Genomic DNA, 23,002 nt, shown 5'->3' on the forward strand with positions numbered 1-23,002 from the left:
TTACGCCGTGTTTTTTTCATGCATGGCTTTTCATATACTCCACCGTCTCGATCAACCCTTCACGATAAGAAGTCCGAGGCACCGGTCCAATCAGCTTTTCGTATTTTTCCCCGTTCAACACAACCGGTTCTTCATTCAAATAATACATCTCGACCGCTTCACGCATCTGGGAGTTGAAGATCCCCAAGAATTGAATCATCTTCTTTGAAATGGTGGATACTCCTTTTTGATAATCCGTTATGTCGCGAATGATCTTGATTAGTTCTTTTCCAGTAATCACATCATGACCGGGTATATTCCAGTTCTGACCGTACGCTTCTTCGTTAAGGGACAATTCAACGATGGCTTTTGCTCCGTCCGGGGTGTATATGAATTCCCTGGCAATGCTTTGGTCGCCCACATAACTGGCCTTCTTATTTTTAATGACATGATTAAGCGTATAATGCAGTAAAGAACTTTCCGCATTGGGACCATAGAAATCAGGAAAGTGAACAATGATTGCAGGAATGTTTGATTCCTTAATCAGGTTTTCGACATTCAGGCGGATGCTTCCTTTTTTCGTGTGGGGATGTTTAACCGTCATTTCAGTCACGCTTTTCCCTGAACTGCGTCCATAGGCATAAATATTGTCGACAAAGGCAAGTTTCGCTTCATTCTTTTTTGCCACTTCCATAATATTGGACATCATGACCACTAACTTCTCATCCCATTCTGAATAGGGAATGTTCGCTGATTGGAATATGACGTCAACACCTTGGGCTGCTCTTTCTAAATCCTCCACTTGAAATAGATCTCCCGTATGGATCGTCACATTCGAATCATTTCCGAAAAGTTTTTCTAGCTTACTGCGGGTGCGTGCAAAGGCCGTCACCGAGATCCCCCTGTTTGATAATTCCTTGACGATTGAATACCCCATTCCTCCTGAAGCTCCTACTACCAATGCTTTTTTCATAATGGACGCCCTCCCTTTTATTTAACCACTGGTCAATACGTGGTAAAAAAAATCAGCTAATTGATTTTGTTAAAAATTTCACGTGCAACACAGCTAGATTCTTTACTTCCTCATACGTCGTGACATGACGGCAATAATGCGTGACAAAACCATGCAAGGATAAAAAGATGCTGTAAATATGCTGGATGGAGACTTTGTTCTCACATAAAGTGAAAATAATCTGGGCGAATTTTTCATAGGTTTTGTGTGGCCCTTGATTGATGAAGTTCTGTACTTCTTCGTCCTTGATCAAAAACATGATTTCATAATGGCTTTGATGGGTCAGCCCGAATTCAATGAAGCCCAAAAGAATGTTCTCTAGCTTTTCCCCATTTGGGATGGCTTGGTGCATCACATCATCCAGTTTTTGATCGAGCATGGCGAAATGTTCTTCCACTAACGCGTAAAACAACTCCGCTTTATTCTTGAAATGATAGTAAAGAGCACCATGGCTGTACCCTAATTCTTTCGCAATCTGCCTCATGGAAACATGCTGATACCCTTTCGCCACAAAGAGATCCCGTGCTGCGTCCATTATCATTTCCCGTGTTAATTCCTGTGTAACGGATTTTCTTGGTGACATGATATCCTCCTTGTTGACCACTGGTTAATTAAAAGTATAATTCATATTTTTACCATTGTCAATAAGTACCAATTAAAAGAGAGAGCCGAGGATTAAGCTCTCCCTAAGTTTTCCACATATCAATTACAACTTGGATAGACCGTGACGATCTTATCAAATAATGGATTCGATTCGGATGTAATGTCCATTTCGCTAAAAACTTCTTGGTAATGTTCTACCCATTCCACAGAACCGGTAGGTATATGGGTATCATCTTTAAGAAAATTCACAAGGACCAGCCACGTTGGAATCCCCATTTTCTCATTCAATATATATAAAAAAGCCAAACGATTCGCCAACTGATAATAACGGTTCAGCCAGACTTCCATAGGGGCCCGGGAACCCATCGCCTCCATCGTTTCCTTCATGGTACTCTCTATCAGGAATCTACTGTCCAGATCCTTTGCCCGTATCGATGAAGTCATTTCTTTCAAATGGGCCTTCGCTTCCACTAGCAAAAACCCTTTTTGACCATCTTTCCCTGCCACCGTGGCATATCCATCCCATTGCGGCCCCATCCTTGGCCAATATTTCTCCAGCTCGATTCGTCTGCCCCGCCTCACACTTTCAAGCTCCAAAAATTCATTTCTGTATTCTTGGTAACCCGTTTCCCGCAATGGGGACTTCCACTGGATGGACCGCTCTTTAGCAAGGAAAGTCAGCAAGGAAGGCGAACTCATCAAAATAAGATGGTTCAATTCCCCTTGCCTGTTATTTACGAATTGCTGAATCCAATGTTTACTCCCTTTTTCAGCCTGAACCTTCTCAAGCCTAAGCCTAGTCTTAGTATCCTTTACCAACTGCAATAAAAACTGCTCTAACAGCTCGTCCTCAAGATAAAATAAATCGATATAAGAAAAAGGCTCCTCGGCTTGATATGAATCCCGTTTGAACAAATTTCCTTGCCCAAATCCCCCATTCTGTTTCGAGTACTCCGATTCTATCCAATCCAACAATTGAAGGAATCTCATATCCGGCTGACTTTCCCATAATTCCTTAACCAGAGAATTAATGCTAAAAATCCTCTCCACTTTTCTCAATCGAATCACCTTCTTTTATGTATATTTCTTCTCTTCATCTTATATTCAAGCGCCCAACATTACAATAAATTACATATATCAGTCAATTTCTCATTTTATCGGTCAAGTTGGAAGGTTTATCGGTCAACTGGCCACTTTTATCGGTCAATCCCCTACATATATCGGTCAAACAAAAAAAGCTATGCACGAAGCATAACTTTTTCCGACACTCTATATTACGCAGATACATCCTCTTTCGCCTTCACGTCTAACGGTACCCGCTTATCCATTTTCAGTAGGTAGTAACAGGCTACAACGATTGCTAGGAAAACGATGCCCACAATCAAGGAGAGTCGCGTACTCGGGTTAAACCACATGCCGACCAATACCAATAGTAAGAATGCAATCGTTGCATAGTTGGTATACGGGGCAAAAGGCATTTTGAATGGATGGTTTTTCATTTCCTCAGCTCGTACCTTCCTGAACCTAAGCTCACTAATAAGAATCACGAACCATGGAATCATCCCGGGCAGCACACTTGCACTGTACACATACAGGAATATTTCCGGTGGAGCCAGGTAGTTCAGGACAACACCAATGGCCAAGCCCAACATGACAGCGATTGTACAATAGGCCGGCACTCCGCTTTTCGATATTTTTGCAAAGATTTTTGGCGCTTGCCCGTTCAAGGCAAGGGTATAAAGCATGCGCCCTGCACTGAAAATCCCACTATTGCATCCTGACATCGCCGCCGTGATCACGACAAAGTTGATGATGCCCGCGGCTGCGGTAACGCCTATTTTGGCAAAGGTCGATACAAACGGGCTTCCAAGTTCATCTAATTGATTCCAAGGAAATACCGTGACGATGACAAAAATCGCGCCGATATAGAAGATTAATATACGCCAAATGATCGTTTGGATCGCTTTAGTAATGGTCCTCTTCGGATCCTTTGCTTCACCTGCAGTGATCCCGATAAGTTCAACGCCTTGATAAGATGCCACAACAAGGGAAAGGGCAAAGAAGAAACCTTTCCATCCCCCCGTAAAGAAACCGCCATTAGCCCATAGGTTGGAAAGGCCGATTGCCTCCCCACCATTCCCTATCCCGAAAAAGATAAGACCTAGACCGGCAATGATCATCAAGATGATGGTAACGATCTTGATCAGTGCAAACCAGAATTCGAATTCACCGAAGGATTTGACGGAAATGAGGTTAGCGGCGCCAAGGATGACCATGGCCACCACTCCCGGAATCCAAGCCGGCAGTTCAGGGAACCAAAAATTCATATATAATCCTACGGCAATGATTTCAGACATGCCGACCAACACCCATAGGAACCAGTTGCTCCAAGCAGTTACAAATCCTGCCAATGGATGGATATAATCACTCGCAAACGTTGCGAATGAGCCCGTAGTAGGCTCCAGGTACAGCATTTCCCCCATCGAACGCATGATAAAAAAGATAAAAAGTCCCGCGATGGCATACGCCAGCATGACAGAGGGGCCGGTCCACTTAATTGTGCTGGCAGATCCCATAAATAACCCAACACCGATCGTACCGCCCAAGGCAATCATCTGAATATGACGTGCCTCCAGCCCTCTAGTTAATTCTTTATTTGACATGATAACTCCCCCAGATGTACAAGCATAAAATGACGATTCTCTAATCCTTATTTAAGATAAGTAATTTAATAGATTTACAATGCTTCCTAAAGTACTCTACCCACAAAAGCATTTCCTTATCTTATAATAATAAATATTCCGTAGAAATACAAATGTACTTTTAGGAAAAACACTTTTGGCCTTCTAGAAGTAATGGATAGGAGGACATGAGTGGTAATGGTTCTTTCCCTATACGGGTGAAGGAATCCTATGTACTATTGATAGTAAGTATCGACGGAGGTGAAAAGAAAATGAAATTAATAGGAGAAAGAATCTATCTCCGTTATTTAAAAGAATCGGATGCACCTATCCTTTTAGAAAATACAAAGGATGAGGAGATACGGTATATGACAGGAACAAAATCTATATTCACTTTAGAGCAGCTTCAATGTCATATAAAGAATGTACGTGAAGATCCATCACGCCATGATCTAGCCATTTGCTTAAACGAAAGCGATCGAATGATCGGGGAATTATCCATCTCTGATATGGACGAAGAGGACAAAAAGGCAGGATTTAGAATTTCGATGAATGCCATTGAATTAACGGGCAAAGGGTATGGTACAGAAGCTATCCGACTTGTTTTAACATTTGTTTTTGAGGAATTGGCTTTAAATCGTCTGCAACTGGAAGTATTCAGCCATAATTTACGTGGAATTAGAGCCTATGAAAAAGTTGGCTTTATCAAAGAGGGGATTTTACGAGAGTCTTTATATTTCAACGGAAAATATTCGGACGAAATCATCATGGCCATTCTTAAAAGGGACTATGAAAAAATGTCCTTATCAAACTGATTCGGGGTTCGCATCGTTTTTGGGCATCAAACTGGTCATATAGATTCACCCCCACCACATTTACATTATATCCCTTTGACCCAAAATCAAAATAGTGATAGAATTCCATTATTATTTTAAAAGAATAAATGAGTTACCAAAAAGAATTTCATCTTTCACAGCGATCATTTATTGACAACCACATACTAAGCAAGCGATGAATGCTATGGATCACACTATAGCAGGAGCAGCTTCTGGAGAGACTGTACACACGTGCAGCGCCGAAGGATTCACAATCTCAGGCAAAAGGACAGAAGAGTAACGAATATTTGTTATTCTTTAACCTTTCGAGATTGGTAGCTTCCAATCTCTTTTTTTATTGTCTTTTTTCAATCATCACTAAAAAAACGAAGTGAAATCGCTACTAAACTGGACAGATTCATTGCCCTGGTGATCGATTGGAATCAACGGACCATGCACTTCACATTCAAGAATTATAACAACGGGGGCGCACAAATTGGCTAAACAAGAATTGAAAAGGGATTTGAAAAATCGACATGTACAACTCATCGCCATAGGAGGAACCATCGGGACCGGGTTATTTTTGGGATCCGGAAAAGCCATACAGTTGGCGGGACCCTCCATTATCTTTTCGTATCTGATTATCGGGATTGCCTTGTTTTTCGTCATGAGGGCTTTAGGGGAATTGCTGTTGTCCAACGCGGGATATTCCTCATTCACCGAATTCGCCACGGAATACATCGGACCGTGGGCTGGGTTCGTGACTGGCTGGACCTATTGGTTCTGTTGGATCATGACGGCCATGGCCGATATCATCGCTGTCGGGGTCTATATGCAATATTGGTTCGACATTCCGCAATGGATCCCTGCACTTGCCTGCTTGGTGATTCTACTAGGATTGAATTTGTTGACCGTGAAGCTATTCGGAGAATTGGAGTTCTGGTTCTCCCTCATTAAAGTCATCACGATCGTCGCCTTGATCGTTGTGGGAATTGTCTTACTCATCATTGGCTTCCAAACCGATACAGGAACCGTTTCCCTCAACAACCTTTGGAGTCATGGGGGCATGTTCCCGAACGGCGCATCCGGCTTTTTGCTTTCCCTACAGCTAGTCGTCTTCTCCTTTGTTGGTGTCGAAATCATTGGGGTGACAGCGGCCGAAACCGCCAATCCGAAAAAAAACATCCCGTCAGCGATCAATAAGATCCCTGTCCGGATATTGCTTTTCTATATCGGTGCCATCACCGTCATCCTTTGTGTCAATCCATGGACACAGCTCGATGCCGCAAGCAGCCCATTCGTGGAGGTCTTCGCCTTGATCGGGATTCCGGTTGCTGCAGGGATTATCAATTTCGTCGTGTTGACATCCGCCGCTTCTGCCGGGAATAGTGGATTGTTTTCAACAAGCCGCATGCTTTATACCTTGAGCAACAATAACGAAGCACCTGCTAAACTTAAGAAATTAAATAAACGTGCTGTTCCGAGCAATGCATTGGTTACGTCCACCATCGTTGTCTCCATTGGGGCATTATTAAGTAAAATCATACCGGAGCAAGCTTTCACCATCGTGACAACGATTAGTGCGATCTGCTTCCTATGGGTCTGGAGCATCATCTTGATTTCCCATATCCGGTATACGAAAAAACGGCCGGACTTAAGGGCTACGTCCACTTTCAAGGCTCCCTTAACACCTTTCATCAACTATGTAATCTTAGGGCTGTTTGTCTTCATCTTGATCGTCATGCTGTTTGCTGAAGCGACCAGGCCGTCATTATTGCTGACACCGCTTTGGTTCATTCTTTTAGTTGTCATATATAACTATCGAAAAAAATGAACGAGGAATTTTGGGATACGGAAGTCTACCTTCCTATCCCATTTTCCTGTGATTAAATGAGAGAGTAAAATGAAGCGTGACGAATATTTTTTTCTGCCACACTATTAATTTTTTTATCGAATTAGTGTAAGGTACTAGGTATTACGGAAACATTTTTTTAGAAAAACATCATAATCTGTGAAACGTATTTAGAATGGAGGGGTTGCTTCATGAAAGTATTATATATTCTTACACTCGTTCCTTTTATCGGCATATTAGGGTTTCTTCCTTTTGTTAATAAAGTAGAACCTTATGTATTGGGGATGCCTTTTTATATGTTTTGGATGGCGATGTGGGTCGTGCTCACTTCCGTCACTCTAGCCGTCATGTATAAGTTGGATCCTAGGAACCGGGAAGGTGAAGAAGAATGAATATTGCTCTTATCATTATTTTAGCATTTTTACTTTTATCGATTTTTCTTGGGATCCGTTCGACAAAAGGAAAAGACATGAACCTGGAACAATGGACGGTGGGCGGCCGCGGTTTTGGCGCCATATTCGTCTTTCTATTGATGGCAGGGGAAATTTACACAACCTTCTCCTTCCTTGGAGGAAGCGGCTGGGCTTATGGAAAGGGTGCGCCCGCTTTATACGTCCTCATTTATATTACCTTGTCTTATGTATTATCCTATTGGCTACTTCCGGCCATTTGGAAATACGCAAAAGAAAATCGGCTTATGTCACAATCCGATTTCTTCGTAAGCAAATACAAGAGCCCAACTCTAGGGATTCTTGCTGCCCTTGTCGGCGTGGTATCGATGATTCCGGTCGTCGTCGTACAGCTCAAAGGCTTAGGGATCATTGTTTCCGAAGCATCATATGGCGCCATTTCCATGTCCACCGCTGTGTGGCTTGGAGCTATCAGCCTGACCATTTATGTCATGATTTCAGGCATTCATGGATCAGCCTGGACAGCCGTCATCAAGGACATCATGATGATCGTCATCATCGCATTCCTGGGCATTTATCTTCCGATTCATTACTTTGGTGGTCTTCAACCGATGTTTGAGACCATAAATGCCGCCAAACCAGGTTTCCTGACGCTGCCAGAACAAGGTCTTAGCGTTTCATGGTTCATCTCGACCGTCATCTTGCTCGTATTTGGTTTTTACATGTGGCCCCAAGTATTCAGTGCCGTCTATACGGCCCGGAGCGGAAAAACATTTCGTAAAAATGCCATCATCAGTCCACTGTATACGCTCATGTTACTATTTGTCTTTTTTGTAGGATTTGCAGCGATTTTGAAAGTGCCGGGACTGGAAGGTGCCGATGCGGACCTTTCCTTATTGCGCCTTGCGATACAGACCTTTGATCCATGGTTTATAGGAGTCATCGGTGCGGCTGGCATGTTGACGGCATTAGTGCCAGGATCGATGCTGTTGATGAGCGTCTCTACGCTCCTAGCGAAAAATGTCTATAAGGAACTCCATCCTGGAGCATCAGACCGGCATGTGGTACGTTTGGCCAAGTTACTCGTTCCCGTGATTGCACTCATATCCGTTTACTTCACCTTAAACGGCGGAGAAACGATGTCTGCTTTGATCTTGATGGGATATAGCTTCATTACACAACTATTCCCGTCCCTGTTATTCAGCCTGAAAAAGAAGAACTTTATCAATAAATATGGGGCAATAGCGGGTATCATCTGTGGACTGGCCATCGTCACCTACATCACCATCAGCCAATCGACAATCGGCACGCTGTTCCCATCCTTGCCACAAGCGGCGAAGGATCTGAATGTCGGAATCATCGCCTTGGCTGTGAACTTTATCGTGATGATGGTTGTCAGCCTCGCATTCAAGAAGCTGGTAGTTGGCGAAGTTAAACCCGTAGTGGTTAAAGAAGTATAAAAAAAAGCAATCGGACCTCAGTGAAAACTGAGACCGATTGCTTTTTTTGTCTTAATGGGCCTTCCTGAACCGATCATTACCGGAGAATGAATCCTTCTGGCAATGTGGCTTTCATCAAGATGGCCGTTTCCTTGAGCCTTTCTTGATTGTAGGAGGAATGCTGGAGCAAATCATCATCCAGGTAGGCTGGGTGGGTCATGACCTCCACGCTTTTGCCCTCACTAATCCGCTCGTTAAGGGTTTGAAAGTAATCGACGGCCGCCTTTTCCCCATAAAAATCGTCAAGGAATGTATCGGTCACTGTTTCAATGTCCTGAAAATGGGGTCCCGCTTTTCGGACTGGTAGCCCATAATGGGCGGAAAGCTTTTTCACGACCGGCCAAAAGGCCGGGATCGCATGGACATGATGATGACTGTCAAAATGGGTCGGCATCATCCCCAAATCGATGAATTTATCAATCTGGGCAGACCATTCCCTCTCCAACTCTTCCAAGGAAATACTACCCGGGTTCCCATATACCTCATCTTGCTTTTTGAAGTTTCCCTCTCTGTCTACAAGGCTAGGCACATCATGTAGCAGCGGCCGTCCCCATGTCAGGACAAGATGGATGCCCACCTTAAGCGTGCGATGATCTTTGGCAATTCTGATGGCATGATCGGTCGCTTTTGCATTCATCATCATGGTCGCCGAATTGACTATTCCATTTTTGTGGCTATTCAATATGCCGTAATTCACAGCCCGCGAAAACCCGAAATCATCAGCATTGACCAGCACTTCAATCATGAAAACTTCCTTGTAATTCCTTATTCTCGAAGAACTGCGGCAAAAATTCCTTATGCGCCAAGAGCATTTCATCCAGAATCAATTTCCCCACCCGGTCACTTGGAACTAGTGGGTTGATGGTCATCGCAAGCAGGGCCGTATCATAGTTGCCTGTTACGGCAGCCTCGATAGCCACCCTTTCAAAGGACTTAATTTGCTGGACGAGTCCGCGAACGGCTACCGGTAATTCACCTACCGTAATCGGTTTTGGACCATCCTTCGTAATCACACAGCTCACTTCAACGGCTGAATCGTACGGGATGCCTTCAATCGCACCATAATTCATCGTATTGACCGCCTGTATATCACGTTTATCCGTATACATGGAATGGATCAACCGAACCGCGGCATCACTGTAGTAAGCGCCGCCCCGTTCTTCAAGTTGTGGTGGCTTGATGTCTAGATCGACGTCTTTATATAGTTCAAATAGTTCCGTTTCCAGCTTTTGTACGACCTCAGCCCTTGTTTCCCCATTTTCTGCATCCTTCAGCTCTTGAGCCAGGATATCTCCCGTTTTGTAGTAATAATTGTGATATGGGCAAGGAAATAAATTCAATGCACGAAGGAATTCTGGCTCCCATCCCATCGCATGGATATTCTTCATCGTCACCGCTTTATCCGGGTCTGAAATCATATCGATAATTTCCTCTTTCACGCTCTTTCCATCCACGAATACATCCAACCCGTATACCATATGGTTCAATCCGGCGAAATCAATTCGCACCCGGTCCGGTTCCACCTTCATCAACTCGGCGACACCACGTTCCATCCCGATTGGCACATTGCATAGACCGACGATTTTAGTGATGTTGCTATGACGCAGAACCGCTTCCGTGACCATGCCGGCAGGGTTCGTGAAATTGATCAACCAGGCATTCGGGCAAATCTCTTCCATCTCCCGGGCGATGTCAAGAATGACAGGAATCGTCCGAAATGCTTTGAACAACCCGCCTGGTCCATTCGTTTCCTGACCGATGACCCCATGCTTCAGCGGAATTTTCTCATCAAGCGCCCTCGCAGCCAGCTGCCCGACCCGTAATTGGGTCGTGACATAGTCGGCACCCTCTAGAGCTTTCTTACGGTCAAGCGTTAAGTGAATATCGATCGGCACTCCCGCTTTTTCCACCATCCGTCTTGCCAGCCCGCCGACGATTTCAAGCTTTTCCTTGCCAGCTTCTATATCCACGAGCCAGATTTCACTTACAGGAAGCTCCTTGTAATATTTAATAAATCCTTCAATCAGTTCCGGCGTATAACTTGAACCTCCGCCTATCGTAACGATTTTCAACCCCTTACTCATTCCGCTGTCCCCTCCTTGATCTTGTTGGCTCCAAGAAACTCTTCTCTCATCTCAATCATTTCAACCGCCAAATCCTTCAAAGTCATCGCCGTCATCAAATGATCCTGTGCGTGTATCAGGATAATCGGGATGTCTAATTTCTCGCCACCCGCTTCCGCATGAATCAACTGGGTCTGAAATTTATGCGCCTGCAATAATTCCGTCTCCGCCTCCGCTATCTTCTGCCTGGCTGCTTCGAAATCTTTTTTCTTGGCTTCTTGCAAGGCTTCCATCGCAAAGCTCCTTGCATTTCCACTGTGTAAAACAAGTTGGAAAGATAACTGATATAATTCTTCTTTTTCCATGTTCCCCACTTCTTTCTTAAAGACTTACTGATTCTGTTTCCGAATCCTTTGTAAGCTCCGTTTTATTTTTCGAGTCAATTTTCACTTGGGCATACACGAACGGCAAGTAGATTACGGTTGAAATGACGAGATTGATTCCTGCCAGGACAGCCCCCGAAACATGGCCACCTGTTGCCAAAAATCCTCCGACAATCGGTGGGGTCACCCATGGAATTTTGGCTACAATTGGGAAGACCAGACCGCTGCTCACCGCTAAGTACGAAATGACTGTAGTAATGATAGGTCCTAGAACGAATGGAACCAACCAGATTGGATTCAATACGATGGGAAGCCCGAAAAGAATCGGTTCGTTGATTTGGAAAAGTCCCGGGGCCCCACCAAGCCCAATCATCTGTTTATACCGCCTTCTACCGGCTATGATCATCGCAATGATCAAGCCCATCGTTCCGCCCGATCCACCTAGATAAACAAAAGCATCAAGAAACGAGCCGGCCAAGACGCCGTATTGGTCCATATCTGTAATGCCTTTTGCATACAGATCAATATTCTTTACGCCTGAACTTTCAAAAAGCGGTGTCGTGATTCCACCAAGAATGTTCGGTCCGTGCAATCCCACCATCCATAAAATATGGACGAAAAAGACAAGAAGGATGGCAAATGGCAGTGAATCCACGGCCCCTTGCATCGGAGATACGATCACTTTACTTAACCAGTCATTCACGATCTGGCCATTCGTTGCGATACGGAAAAGCAATCCGAACACCCCGATGATGAAAATGGTTGCCATACCTGGGATTAATTTGGCAAACGAGCGCCCTACTGCAGGAGGTACACCCTCCGGCATGTTGATCACCAAGAATTTGAGTTTGGAAAGCCTTACAAAAATCTCCGTGGCAATAAGGGAAACGGCAATTCCCGTAAAGAGAGCGGTTGCATTAAAGTAATTGGTACTGATGAAGCCAGCTGCCTCGCCTGATACGACTTTGTTATCAACCGTCAGCGAGACCAATCCCATCTGTGGAAGCAATAAGAAGAAACAGGCCGCCGAAATGAGCATCGCCTCGAATCCATCGTCTCCATAAGATTTAGCAAGTTTATAAGATATACCGAAAACGGCAAAAATGGTCATGAATGCAAAGGTACCGAATGAAATGTCATTGCCAAGCGTCGTCCAGGTAGGACCGAAAATGGCTTCCATCATTCTTCCGTATGGCTTGATGATTTGCCCTAGATTATTCAATAAAACCGCGAACGATCCGATAATTGTAATCGCTATCATTCCAATCAACGTGTCACGTATGGCCAACAGATGTCGGTTATTCCCCAACTTGACTGCAGCCGGCATAATGTACTTATCAATAAAAGTCATCATATCCTTATTCTCCTTTTATCAAAGTAACAGCTTGTTTGAGCACTTCTTCCCCGTTGCACAAACCATAGAACATCGGATTGATTGTATCGACTGGAATGCCTTTTGCTGTGCCTGCTTGCTTCATCTTAGAAAGCAGGAACCTAACCTGTGGCCCTAGTAAAACGACATCTGCCTTATCCATTTCTCTGTCCACCTCAGTAGAAGACACTGCCCATATGTGGCAATCTATGCCTTGTTCCTTCGCACTTTTCTCCATTTTCGTCACTAGTAAACTCGTAGACATTCCCGCAGAACAACATAATAAGATATTCATAGATTTCTCCCCTTTTCATTTCTAAATATTCTGTATTTTTGATGTAAATAGGTGCTTCCTTTTCTTATTTCACCTTTTACGAATGTATCTCCTCCTTTTTGAGTGGAACATTGGTCATTACCTATATATTCCATTGTATAGTCATTTATATCTAATTTCAATACAAATTTTAAATTTGTTACTACAAATAACTTTATAGTTGATTCTTGTTGTAACAAGATATACTCTAGAAGTAGCGAAAAATGTCTAGGAGGAAGCATGTTGAAAACCACGAATAAAGTGACAGCCCTTCATTCTGCCGTAAAGGAATCCATCGTTCAAATGATAAAGAATGGGGATTATCAGCCAAACACTAAATTACCGACCGAAGCAGAATTCTGTAAATCATTCGAAGTGAGCAGGACGACCGTCCGAACAGCCCTCCAGCAACTTACCGTGGAAGGGTATGTGTACCGGATCCAAGGTAAGGGAACCTTCGTTTCAGAAAATAAAGTACGCCAAACACTTACCAGCACGGTTGAAAACTTTTCCGATCAGGTGATGATGCAGGGGAAAAACCCCTCCACCAAGGTCTTGGGTTTAACTGTCATTGAAGCAAACGCATCCCTTGCCAAACGATTCGACCTTGATATTGGTGATCCCATCAATAAACTCGTTCGGGTGCGTTATGTAGATTCCGTCCCCCTTCAATACGAAGTCGCCTACCTACCGTGGCATAAAACACCCGGTCTTGATATGAAGGCCTGTGAAACATCCCTATTCCGACTGCTTAAAAACCAGTTCAATCTCAAAGTCCTGAAGACCATCGAACATCTGGAACTGGCCCTCGCCGACGAGTCCATTGCAGAAAAACTGGAAATTCCCAATGGATCTCCCTGTTTCTCGCTTGAAACCCATACGTACGAGGTAGACCAGAGCGTCATCGAATACTCCAAAACCTACTTCAGGGGAGACCGTTCCCATTTCGTAATTGAAAGGAATTATGAATGATGCAAAAAGAACTGCCCATCATGACATGGACAGTTCTTTTTGTATCAGAAAACATCATAAGAGAAAATCCGGTGAATGATGGCTTGAAGAATCTTTTGATTGCCTCTGTCTTTTCTTAACCCGTTCTATATGGGTGACCTTCACACTAGCCTAAAATCATAGTTGTCAAACGGTTTACCGCCGTATGCAAAGTTTCTTTCCCCTCTACACATGCCATTGCCACACCATAAATGCCCCAACTCCAAAATGTAGCAAGTAAATAATGTTCTTCCTTTACGCCATGCTCTTTATCTAATAAGGCTTGCAGAGTTTCCGTCAATCGCTGTTTAATTTCATGGTCCATTTTCGATTTGAATTCTTCAAGAGCATGTTGACATTGTAGCGATAAATTTATTTGAGAACCCATAATAGCCTGTAGCGACATAATAATCGTTTGTTCATCGATGTCTTCTTGTAATGCTACTTCTTTAAAAATTTCTTTCGTAAGAACTTCTCTTTGAATCTCATCGATTAAATCGTATTTATCCATAAAATGATAGTAAAACGTTGAACGGTTAATCTCTGCTTCTTGTGTAATATCAGCAATGGTAATATCACTAAATTCCTTTTGTTTAATCAGTCTCATAAAACCATTCATGATACTTTGCCTTGTCCGTTGGATTCGTGGATCTTGTTTTTTCATTCGTACCCACCTTCTCATAATTTCTAACACTTGTTGGATGAATTGAATGACCCGATTATAACAGAAGAATTTCCAGAAAAAAAATAAGCAATTCGTGGTCCATTCATATGAACCACGAATTGCAATATAAAGATAATAGACGATTAGAAGGTTTGGGCTAATTGCTTTGCACGCTCGATGCCTGCTGCTTTAATTTCCTCCGCTTTATTTCGCATTGCATCATGACCTTCTATAAATAAACCTTCAAATTCAGTAATGCCCATGATGGCCATCAATTGTTTTAAATAGCGATTGCCTAGCTCTAAATGAGCTAGAGGATGTCCTTCTGAATAAAAATCACCACGGGCTTGAATGTGAAGCACTTTCTTACCTTGAAGTAAGCCTTCAGAACCTTTTTCTGTATATTTAAACGTTTTACCAGGTACAGCTACGGCATCAATGTATGCTTTCAGAACTGCTGGGAATAAATAATTCCATAATGGCGTTACGAATATCATTTTATCTGCTGAAACAAATTGATTGAGAATTTCGTTTAAGCGACTAACTTTCGCTAATTCCTCAGTTGAAAGAGCGTCCATTGGCTGTCCTGCACGAAGTTTTCCCCAACCACTGAAAACATCTGCGTCCAAATTTGGAATTTCTTCCTTAAATAAATCCACGGTCACGATTTCATCCGTTGGGTTTGTATCTTTATATGTTTCAATAAATGCTTTTCCTGCTGCCATACTAGCCGAACGATTTTCATCATTTGGATTTGCTGTAATTAATAACACCTTAGTCATAATAATTACCTCTAATTCTTTTAAATTTACAACAACTGTTGTGAAACTTAGTATAAAATGATTGATTAACTAAACAAACCATCAATTTTATCAGCTTGTTGCAAATCCAACATTTAGCTGATATTGACTAAAAAGTGAATAATCAAAATAATTATCAATTAGGTGACCTCATATAAAAATACGGATATTAGCCTTTGTATATGTAAAAAGGCATGAGATGTATGGATTTCTCCTGTACTCTCATGCCTCTTATCTTCATATCATACTTTTTTAACACGCAGGAAGTTACTTGGCTTCTTCCTCACCCTCTAAATCATCCGGGTAGACGACTTCGTCAAAGACTTTTTGAGTCGCCGCATCTTTAACCGATATCGTAACTTTATACTCATCCGGGCTTGCTCCATTAAAAACTTGATAGTACATGCCAGTTATGCCTAGTCCCATGGCGGCAAAGCCGTCGAAACCATTCTCATATGTTTCTTTATCCACTTCTAAAGTAAACTTTGAAAACGCCTTGTTATGGGAGACCTCTTTAATGGATGGATAATCTTTGCCATTCTTCATCTCTTCCATTGTCTCTTCCGCATTCTTTTCTAAGTCTTTCATCATTTCCTTATGCTTAGACTTCGGCATTTTATACGTTAATGATCCGTCCTCGTTTTTCGTCACTTTACTTACACCATCTTTTTTGGCTTCAGCAATGACGCTATCGATGTCCTCACCTTCAAAGAATGAAGCAGGCAATGTCACTTCTACATTTAGGAGGCCTTTATCGACCTTCAATGCCCCCTCTTCATCTTTTTTCGATGCATTATCATCATCAGATGAGCAGGCTGCAAGCATCGCCATCATTACCATTAAAAAGATAAATCCAAATTTCTTCATACCGTATCCCTCCTATATATGTATGATCGATCATAATTCTTTAAGTAAAAAAATCATTTCAAATCACTTTAACATTATATAAGAAAAGTATTGATTCAGTATAAGTATTTTTTGTTTCCTTTAATTAAGCAGAAATCCACATGATACTTACTGGTTATTCTTTATGGGTAGTTCGATTACATTCAAGTTTTCTTATTGTCGTATGGTTTCTTCCAGATAAGAAAAGCTAAGGGAAAGGAAGGTTGGTTACTACTCAATCGATTTGTCATTCATTGAAATCCTAACGCTCCTGATACTATTTCCGAAATCCCCTTGCTTTCCTAGTTAGATGGCTCTGATTTAATCGTCAATGGACAGTCCCTTCGGAGAATTAATCGGCCACTCATTTTAAAGAATAATAGGAAATATTCCGAAATAACTTTCTTTTTTCAGTGTTTCTAAGAACAGGAAATATCGAGAAAATTATGGAATAATTAGGGTGATTCCCTTTAAAAAATTAGCCACATTTTTACAAAAATGCTATTAGTAATCTATTTTTCTAGTTCTTATTGCTTGTGTTTTTGTCGAAAAAAGACGATTATAGAGATAGAAAGCAGACCTGGATGATTTCCCTATCATTGTTCATACAATCGTGTTCATCGGGGTTAGTTTTCTAAACCAATTAAAGGGGAGAAATACAACTATGATTTATGCTAATCCTAATACAGAAGGTTCTGTCGTACAATTCAAAGAAAAATACGATAACTTTATTGGTGGAGAATGGGTTGCACCCGTTAAAGGCCAATATTTCGAAAATAAATCACCAGTAACTGGTAAAGTATTCACAAAAGCTGCTCGTTCTACTGTTGAAGATATCGAATTGGCATTAGATGCTGCACATGCTGCAAAAGCTGCTTGGGGAAAAACTACTCCTGCTGAACGCGCTCGCATTTTAAACAAAATCGCTGACCGTTTAGAAGAAAACTTAGAAATGATCGCTGTTGCAGAAACTTGGGACAACGGTAAAGCTGTACGTGAAACATTGAATGCCGATATTCCATTGGCAATCGATCACTTCCGTTACTTTGCAAGTGCCATTCGTTCTCAAGAAGGACGCACAACTCAAATAGATAATGATACAGTAGCATACCACTTCCAAGAGCCACTTGGTGTTGTTGGACAAATCATCCCTTGGAATTTCCCAATCCTAATGGCTGTTTGGAAAATCGCTCCAGCTCTAGCTGCTGGTAACTGTATCGTCATGAAACCAGCTGAACAAACTCCAGCTTCTATCATGGTGTTGGTTGAATTAATTCAAGATATCATCCCTGCTGGTGTTCTTAACATCGTTAATGGTTTCGGTATCGAAGTTGGTAAACCACTTGCTACGAACCCACGTATTGCTAAAATTGCTTTCACTGGTTCAACTGCAGTTGGTCGCCAAATCATGCAATATGCAACTGAAAACATCATCCCTGTAACACTTGAACTTGGTGGCAAATCACCTAACGTATTCTTTGAAGATGTAATGGATAAAGATGATGCTTACCTAGATAAAGCAATCGAAGGTATGGTTATGTTCGCATTGAACTCAGGCGAAATCTGTACATGTCCTTCACGTGCTCTTATCCAAGAATCAATCTATGACAAATTCATGGAACGTGCACTAGAACGCGTTAAACAAATTAAAGTTGGTAACCCACTTGATACTGAAGTAATGATGGGTGCTCAAGCTTCTAATCAACAAAAAGAAAAAATCCTTTCTTACATCAAGCTCGGACAAGAAGAAGGCGCTGAATTACTTATCGGTGGAGAAGAAAACAAATTTGATGGAGAACTTGAAACTGGTAACTACATCAAACCGACTGTTTTCAAAGGAAACAATAAAATGCGTATCTTCCAAGAAGAAATCTTTGGACCAGTACTTGCTGTTACTACTTTCAAAGACTTCGATGAAGCAATGGAAATCGCAAACGATACTCTTTACGGCTTAGGAGCTGGAGTATGGTCTCGTAGTGGAGATATCGCTTACCGTGCTGGTCGTGGTATCGAAGCTGGTCGTGTTTGGACAAACACATACCACCAATATCCTGCTGGCGCAGCATTCGGTGGATACAAATTATCAGGTATCGGCCGTGAAAACCACCTAATGATGCTTGATCACTATCAACAAACAAAATGTCTATTAGTAAGCTACGCTAAAGACGCTCAAGGATTCTTCTAAATCGAAAGGATACGATCAAACATGGTAGAACGTGTTATTGCAACGAACGAAGCACTTACATTAATAGACTCTATTAAAAAAGTACATGGCTCTATCATGTTTTATCAATCCGGCGGCTGTTGTGATGGATCTTCTCCGATGTGCTATAGAGAAGGAGATTTTCAACTGGGGGATGCAGACATCCATCTCGGTGCGATTGGCGATGTACCCTTCTACATGCATAAAAGCCAATACGATTATTGGAAGCACACGCAACTGATCATCGATGCAACTGAAGGACGAGGCCCGGATTTCTCACTTGATAGCGTGGAAGACCAACATTTCATCACACGCTCGCGGGTTTTTTCAGAGGAAGAATACCAAGAAGTGAAAAAAGTTTTATAATATCTAGAAGAGCTGTTCCCAAAAGTCGAATTCGGCTATTCGGACAGCTCTTTTTTTACTCTCTATGTGGTATTACTCTTTAATAAATACTTTTAAACTGTTCTTTTATCCTCACATTCCAATGAAGATAATATCCTATCATGGGGATTTACAAAAAAGCTGCCTAAAAAATGGGGCAGCTTTGCTTTTTCTCTTTTTTCTCTATTTCATTAAGTACCACAAAAAGTCTGGTACGGGCCGCATGATTCAGGCACTGTTGCGTATGCTTCCTGATCTCTCGTATGCGCGTATGGGTGTGAGAGTACTTCCAGAAGTCGTTCCAACACACTGTAATCGCCTTTTTTCACCGCAGCATCCAATGCTTCTTCCACCCGGTGATTTCGTGGAATCACCGCAGGATTACTTTCTTGCATCAGTTTCTTCGAAGAGTCTTTCGATTCCTGTTGACGCCCTACTCGCTCCTGCCACAGTCTTTTCCACTCGTCAAACTCCGGAGAATCGAAAAGGGCTGCGTCCCCTTTTGTTTCAAACGTTAAGGCACGGAAGGTGTTCGTATAGTCTGCCCGATGCTTCTTCATCATGTCGAGGAGTCCTTCGATCAGCGCTTCATCCTCTGCCTCTTCATCAAAGATGCCCAACTTTGCCCTCATGCCCTTGAACCAATGTGTATGATACAACTTATTGAATTCCGAGATCTCATCCTGCGCCAGTTGAATGGCCTGTTCCTGATCATCATGCAACAGTGGCAGTAGGCTTTCCGCCAATCGGGCTAGGTTCCAAGCGGCAATGTACGGCTGATTTCCATAGGCATAACGGCCTTGAACGTCAATGGAGCTGAATACCGTTTCCGGATCATAGGTATCCATGAAGGCACATGGGCCGTAATCGATGCTTTCTCCGCTAATGGTCATGTTATCGGTGTTCATCACCCCATGTATGAAGCCAACCAACTGCCATTTTGAAATAAGCTTGGCCTGTCGTTTGATGACCTCCCTTAGCATCGATTGAGCTCGGTTTTCAGCAGCTTCCACCTCGGGAAAATGACGCTTGATAGTATAGTCTACAAGGGCCTGCAGTTCCTCGATTGTCCTCCACTTAGCAACATATTGAAAAGTCCCGACACGAAGATGACTGGCAGCCACTCGCGTTAAAACCGCACCTGGTAGCACAGTTTCCCGATAGACCGGGTCGCCTGTCTTCACTACAGCCAAACTACGCGATGTGGGAATTCCCAGCGCATGCATGGCTTCACTGATGATATATTCACGTAACATCGGACCCAGTGCCGCGCGTCCATCCCCCCCGCGTGAATAGGGTGTTCTTCCTGGACCTTTAAGCTGGATGTCCATCCTTTCCCCCTCTGGCGTAATCTGCTCACCCAAGAGCACCGCTCGCCCGTCACCTAGCATCGTGAAATGACCGAATTGGTGACCCGCGTATGCTTGGGAAAGAGGCAAGGCTCCTTCAGGAATCTCGTTTCCAGCAAGTACTTCCACACCCTCATCGCTTTCTAATTCTTTCGCGGACAACCCTAAAGTAGCAGCCAGCTTTTCATTGAGAATGATCAATTCAGGTGCACTTACTGGAGTCGGGTCGGTAAGGGTGAAAAGAGCTTTTGGAAGTCCAGCATAGCTATTTTCGAAGTTCCATCCTGATTCATTATTTTTTGTCATAGAATCCCCTTTTCTTTAGTCATGTCTGTACTGGTTTTTCCTCATATTTAAAACAAAAATAGTCATTTGCATGGTCCTTATGCACGTTTTTAATGTCTGCATATGCCCATTTATTATACCGCTTCCACATCAAGATGACCCTTTTTAAGCAATCGCGTTTGAAAAACACCATAGGTAAATACACATTTAAACGGCTATTACATAGAATGCATGAATGAAATGACTTAAGGGGGAGTTCTGTTGATTATCTATGTAGTAAGCAGTGGCGATTCGTTATGGAAAATTGCAAACCGCTATGGAGTAACGATCGATTCAATTGTTAAATTAAATGCATTATCCGACCCAAGCCAATTAACGCTTGACCAGTCATTGGTTATTCCTCACATCGGGACCTCTCACATCGTTGAAGCCGGAGAAACCTTATGGTCGATTGCCCAGCAATATGGACTGACCATTCAAGCACTCATGCAAGCCAATCAACTTACCGACCCAAACGTACTTTACCAAGGCAGTGTTCTATATATCCCGCCCATTACACACGTCGTTCAGTCGGGACAAACGTTATGGGACATTTCCGTTTGGTATGGCACGACCGTTCAGGCCATCTTGAGTGTCAATCAAATCGAAGACCCAAACACGATTTATGTAGGAATGAACCTCATCATCCCAAGGTCGAAACGAGCGATAGAAGTGAATGCTTATACCTATCAATCAAGTGATGCAGCCGTCCAATCCATCCAAGATATCGGCCAACTACTTACTTACCTCAGCCCTTTTGCGTATAAAATCAAGGAAGATGGCACATTAGAAGGACTGAATGATGAAGATATGGTCGACGCCGCGATTTCAAAAAGCATCGTCCCCATGATGTCGATTACGAACTTCACTTCAACGGAAGCCGGATCCAACCTAGCCCAAGTCATTTTGTCCAACTCTTCATTAAGGGAAAAGGTCATCAGGAATGTGCTTGAAGTGATGGATGACAAAGGCTATACCGCACTAAACATCGATTTTGAAAATGTATTGCCCGAGAATCGCGAGGATTACAACCGATTCCTGCAACTGGCCGTTGAGCGCCTTCATGCTAGAGGCTATTTGGTTTCCACTGCCCTTGCGCCCAAGACGAGCGAAGAGCAAGCTGGTGTGTTATATGAAGCACATGATTATGAAGCGCATGGACGGATTGTCGATTTCGTCGTGCTCATGACGTATGAATGGGGATATCGGATGGGTCCTCCTCAAGCCATCTCTCCCCTCGACCAAATGAGGAAGGTCGTGGAGTATGCCTTGACGGTGATTCCTGCAGAAAAGATCTTTTTAGGGTTCCAAATATATGCACGGGATTGGCTCCTCCCACATGTTAAAGGCCAGGAAGCCGAGACATTCAGCCCACAAGAAGCCGTAAGAAGGGCCGTTAAGCACGGAGCACCCATTCAATATGATCCGGTCGCCCAATCACCCTTTTTCCGCTATTCAGACGAAAAAGGGAAAACGCATGAAGTATGGTTTGAAGATGCACGGAGCGCCCAAGCCAAGTTTGAACTCGCAAAGCAATATAAGCTCCGCGGTATCAGCTACTGGGCACTAGGTTTCCCTTACCCCCAAAACTGGGCTTTATTAGAGGACAATTTTTCAATCAAGAAATTGAAGACATTTAGCTGATTTGCTACAACCTTTCGAGGATACCCGTTTAAAAAAATGGCTTATCGACTTTCGATAAGCCGATCCCATCCAATTGTTATTTCGATAAGGCGATTTTTATATGGGCTAAGTGGTGATTTTCGTGCCAAGCTAATTTTGCGATTTTTTTTGCCACTGTTATTTCACCATTTTCCTGATGAGTGAAAGTTCGACGTACTTGCTCTTCGGTTAAACTATGCCCTAAAGCAACGATACGCTCATTTATCCCTTCTAGCATTTTAACGGAACTTTCTATTGGAAGTTCAGTGTCCGGTTGAATCGCCCATTTTTCCTGGTCAAAACCTGGTACCGTTGGGTTCTCATCTGTCAAAGCCAGCTTCAAACGTTGATACATGTTCAACTGGGAATCTGCAATGTGATGAACAAGCTGACGAACATTCCAGCTACCCTCACGATATGTTTTCTTTAATTCCTCATCACTTAATGAGTCAACAGTTTCTCTTAATTGAATGGTGTATGTTTCGATATCCTTTAACCATTCTTGAATGTTTTCTAGTGTTACTTGTTCAGGTACTTGTAATTCCCCAATTGGAAATCTCACATCCATTTTCATTCCCCATTTCCCTATTCGTTATTTCTTTTACATATTGATCAGGAGATTATAATCCCCTTATATTTTAACATATTTTATCCAATTTCCGACATTTATTGGTACCAATAAAGGGGACACCGAAATAACAAGAATTCTTTAACCAAAGACTAAAAAAAAGCTGCCCGCCCGTCAGTTTTCACCGACTT

At 42.7% G+C, this 23,002-nt stretch carries 22 protein-coding genes and 1 riboswitch; of the genes, 8 read left to right on the plus strand and 14 right to left on the minus strand.

Going from position 1 to position 23,002, the window contains the following annotated elements; genetic code table 11:
- Positions 1 to 16 precede the first annotated feature (16 nt).
- The 4 genes from ACIQXH_RS17275 to ACIQXH_RS17290 all read right to left on the minus strand — a co-directional run bounded on the left by ACIQXH_RS17275 (position 17) and on the right by ACIQXH_RS17290 (position 4,257).
- Entirely contained in the window at positions 17 to 952 is a 936-nt protein-coding gene (locus ACIQXH_RS17275; RefSeq protein ID WP_402988961.1) for an SDR family NAD(P)-dependent oxidoreductase, read from the minus strand.
- 52 nt (positions 953 to 1,004) lie between these two features.
- Positions 1,005 to 1,574, minus strand: coding sequence for a TetR/AcrR family transcriptional regulator (locus ACIQXH_RS17280; RefSeq protein WP_402988964.1), 570 nt, complete (start codon positions 1,572 to 1,574; stop codon positions 1,005 to 1,007).
- Between the two features lie 119 nt (positions 1,575 to 1,693).
- Positions 1,694 to 2,653 carry a hypothetical protein gene (locus ACIQXH_RS17285; RefSeq protein WP_402988967.1) on the minus strand — a complete coding sequence of 320 codons (960 nt, stop codon included), beginning with the start codon at positions 2,651 to 2,653 and terminating at the stop codon, positions 1,694 to 1,696.
- Between the two features lie 215 nt (positions 2,654 to 2,868).
- Complete coding sequence (locus tag ACIQXH_RS17290) at positions 2,869 to 4,257, minus strand: amino acid permease (protein ID WP_402988970.1); 1,389 nt, start codon at positions 4,255 to 4,257, stop codon at positions 2,869 to 2,871.
- 290 nt (positions 4,258 to 4,547) lie between these two features.
- Here ACIQXH_RS17290 and ACIQXH_RS17295 point away from each other — a divergent pair, with 290 nt between their 5' ends.
- The 4 genes from ACIQXH_RS17295 (at position 4,548) to ACIQXH_RS17310 (ending at position 8,812) form a co-directional block, all read left to right on the plus strand.
- Positions 4,548 to 5,090, plus strand: coding sequence for a GNAT family N-acetyltransferase (locus ACIQXH_RS17295; protein WP_403125025.1), 543 nt, complete (start codon positions 4,548 to 4,550; stop codon positions 5,088 to 5,090).
- Between the two features lie 223 nt (positions 5,091 to 5,313).
- Positions 5,314 to 5,393, plus strand: a riboswitch (glycine riboswitch).
- A 193-nt stretch (positions 5,394 to 5,586) separates the two neighbouring features.
- Complete coding sequence (locus ACIQXH_RS17300) at positions 5,587 to 6,924, plus strand: amino acid permease (RefSeq protein WP_402988972.1); 1,338 nt, start codon at positions 5,587 to 5,589, stop codon at positions 6,922 to 6,924.
- A 209-nt stretch (positions 6,925 to 7,133) separates the two neighbouring features.
- Positions 7,134 to 7,334: a DUF3311 domain-containing protein gene (locus tag ACIQXH_RS17305; RefSeq protein WP_402871609.1), complete on the plus strand. Its 201-nt coding sequence runs from the start codon at positions 7,134 to 7,136 to the stop codon at positions 7,332 to 7,334.
- Positions 7,331 to 8,812 (plus strand): sodium:solute symporter family protein, encoded by a 1,482-nt coding sequence (locus tag ACIQXH_RS17310; protein WP_402871611.1) that lies wholly within the window; start codon positions 7,331 to 7,333, stop codon positions 8,810 to 8,812. Before ACIQXH_RS17305 ends, ACIQXH_RS17310 begins: the two co-directional genes overlap by 4 nt.
- Positions 8,813 to 8,888: 76 nt before the next feature.
- Here the strand turns inward: ACIQXH_RS17310 and chbG are convergent, their stop codons facing one another.
- The 5 genes from chbG to ACIQXH_RS17335 are packed head-to-tail and all read right to left on the minus strand — an operon-like array spanning position 8,889 to position 12,964.
- Complete coding sequence (chbG, locus tag ACIQXH_RS17315; protein WP_402871614.1) at positions 8,889 to 9,596, minus strand: chitin disaccharide deacetylase; 708 nt, start codon at positions 9,594 to 9,596, stop codon at positions 8,889 to 8,891.
- On the minus strand, positions 9,589 to 10,935 hold the full coding sequence (locus ACIQXH_RS17320; RefSeq protein ID WP_402871616.1) for a 6-phospho-beta-glucosidase: 1,347 nt from the start codon (positions 10,933 to 10,935) through the stop codon (positions 9,589 to 9,591). The genes chbG and ACIQXH_RS17320 overlap by 8 nt, the downstream gene beginning before the upstream one ends.
- Positions 10,932 to 11,279: a PTS sugar transporter subunit IIA gene (locus ACIQXH_RS17325; protein ID WP_402871619.1), complete on the minus strand. Its 348-nt coding sequence runs from the start codon at positions 11,277 to 11,279 to the stop codon at positions 10,932 to 10,934. Before ACIQXH_RS17325 ends, ACIQXH_RS17320 begins: the two co-directional genes overlap by 4 nt.
- Positions 11,280 to 11,295: 16 nt before the next feature.
- Complete coding sequence (locus tag ACIQXH_RS17330) at positions 11,296 to 12,651, minus strand: PTS sugar transporter subunit IIC (protein ID WP_403124943.1); 1,356 nt, start codon at positions 12,649 to 12,651, stop codon at positions 11,296 to 11,298.
- Positions 12,652 to 12,655: 4 nt separating this feature from the next.
- Complete coding sequence (locus ACIQXH_RS17335; protein WP_402988978.1) at positions 12,656 to 12,964, minus strand: PTS sugar transporter subunit IIB; 309 nt, start codon at positions 12,962 to 12,964, stop codon at positions 12,656 to 12,658.
- A 261-nt stretch (positions 12,965 to 13,225) separates the two neighbouring features.
- On the opposite strand from ACIQXH_RS17335, the gene ACIQXH_RS17340 reads away from it, so the two are divergent.
- On the plus strand, positions 13,226 to 13,954 hold the full coding sequence (locus tag ACIQXH_RS17340; protein WP_402988981.1) for a GntR family transcriptional regulator: 729 nt from the start codon (positions 13,226 to 13,228) through the stop codon (positions 13,952 to 13,954).
- Between the two features lie 145 nt (positions 13,955 to 14,099).
- Here ACIQXH_RS17340 and ACIQXH_RS17345 read toward each other — a convergent pair whose 3' ends face one another.
- The 3 genes from ACIQXH_RS17345 to ACIQXH_RS17355 all read right to left on the minus strand — a co-directional run bounded on the left by ACIQXH_RS17345 (position 14,100) and on the right by ACIQXH_RS17355 (position 16,303).
- Positions 14,100 to 14,636, minus strand: a complete 537-nt coding sequence (locus ACIQXH_RS17345; protein ID WP_402988983.1) for a TetR/AcrR family transcriptional regulator — start codon at positions 14,634 to 14,636, stop codon at positions 14,100 to 14,102.
- A gap of 143 nt (positions 14,637 to 14,779) precedes the next feature.
- Positions 14,780 to 15,418: an FMN-dependent NADH-azoreductase gene (locus ACIQXH_RS17350; RefSeq protein WP_402988986.1), complete on the minus strand. Its 639-nt coding sequence runs from the start codon at positions 15,416 to 15,418 to the stop codon at positions 14,780 to 14,782.
- A 285-nt stretch (positions 15,419 to 15,703) separates the two neighbouring features.
- A complete protein-coding gene (locus ACIQXH_RS17355; protein WP_402988989.1) occupies positions 15,704 to 16,303 on the minus strand; it encodes a hypothetical protein in 600 nt (199 codons plus the stop codon).
- Positions 16,304 to 16,985: 682 nt separating this feature from the next.
- On the opposite strand from ACIQXH_RS17355, the gene exaC reads away from it, so the two are divergent.
- Positions 16,986 to 18,506, plus strand: coding sequence for an acetaldehyde dehydrogenase ExaC (gene exaC / locus ACIQXH_RS17360; protein ID WP_402871640.1), 1,521 nt, complete (start codon positions 16,986 to 16,988; stop codon positions 18,504 to 18,506).
- A gap of 21 nt (positions 18,507 to 18,527) precedes the next feature.
- The gene (locus ACIQXH_RS17365; protein WP_402988992.1) at positions 18,528 to 18,890 is read left to right on the plus strand and encodes a DUF779 domain-containing protein; all 363 of its coding nucleotides are present in this window, start codon (positions 18,528 to 18,530) and stop codon (positions 18,888 to 18,890) included.
- Positions 18,891 to 19,099: 209 nt separating this feature from the next.
- On the opposite strand, the gene ACIQXH_RS17370 is transcribed toward ACIQXH_RS17365, so the two are convergent.
- On the minus strand, positions 19,100 to 20,563 hold the full coding sequence (locus tag ACIQXH_RS17370; RefSeq protein WP_403124947.1) for a protein adenylyltransferase SelO: 1,464 nt from the start codon (positions 20,561 to 20,563) through the stop codon (positions 19,100 to 19,102).
- A 240-nt stretch (positions 20,564 to 20,803) separates the two neighbouring features.
- On the opposite strand from ACIQXH_RS17370, the gene ACIQXH_RS17375 reads away from it, so the two are divergent.
- Positions 20,804 to 22,225 carry a glycoside hydrolase family 18 protein gene (locus ACIQXH_RS17375; protein WP_403124950.1) on the plus strand — a complete coding sequence of 474 codons (1,422 nt, stop codon included), beginning with the start codon at positions 20,804 to 20,806 and terminating at the stop codon, positions 22,223 to 22,225.
- A gap of 76 nt (positions 22,226 to 22,301) precedes the next feature.
- Here the strand turns inward: ACIQXH_RS17375 and ACIQXH_RS17380 are convergent, their stop codons facing one another.
- Positions 22,302 to 22,811: a YfiT family bacillithiol transferase gene (locus ACIQXH_RS17380; protein ID WP_402871653.1), complete on the minus strand. Its 510-nt coding sequence runs from the start codon at positions 22,809 to 22,811 to the stop codon at positions 22,302 to 22,304.
- Positions 22,812 to 23,002 lie beyond the last annotated feature (191 nt).

Origin of the sequence: Peribacillus sp. NPDC097225, from assembly GCF_044761955.1 — a bacterium.
Taxonomy (GTDB): Bacteria; Bacillota; Bacilli; order Bacillales; family DSM-1321; genus Peribacillus.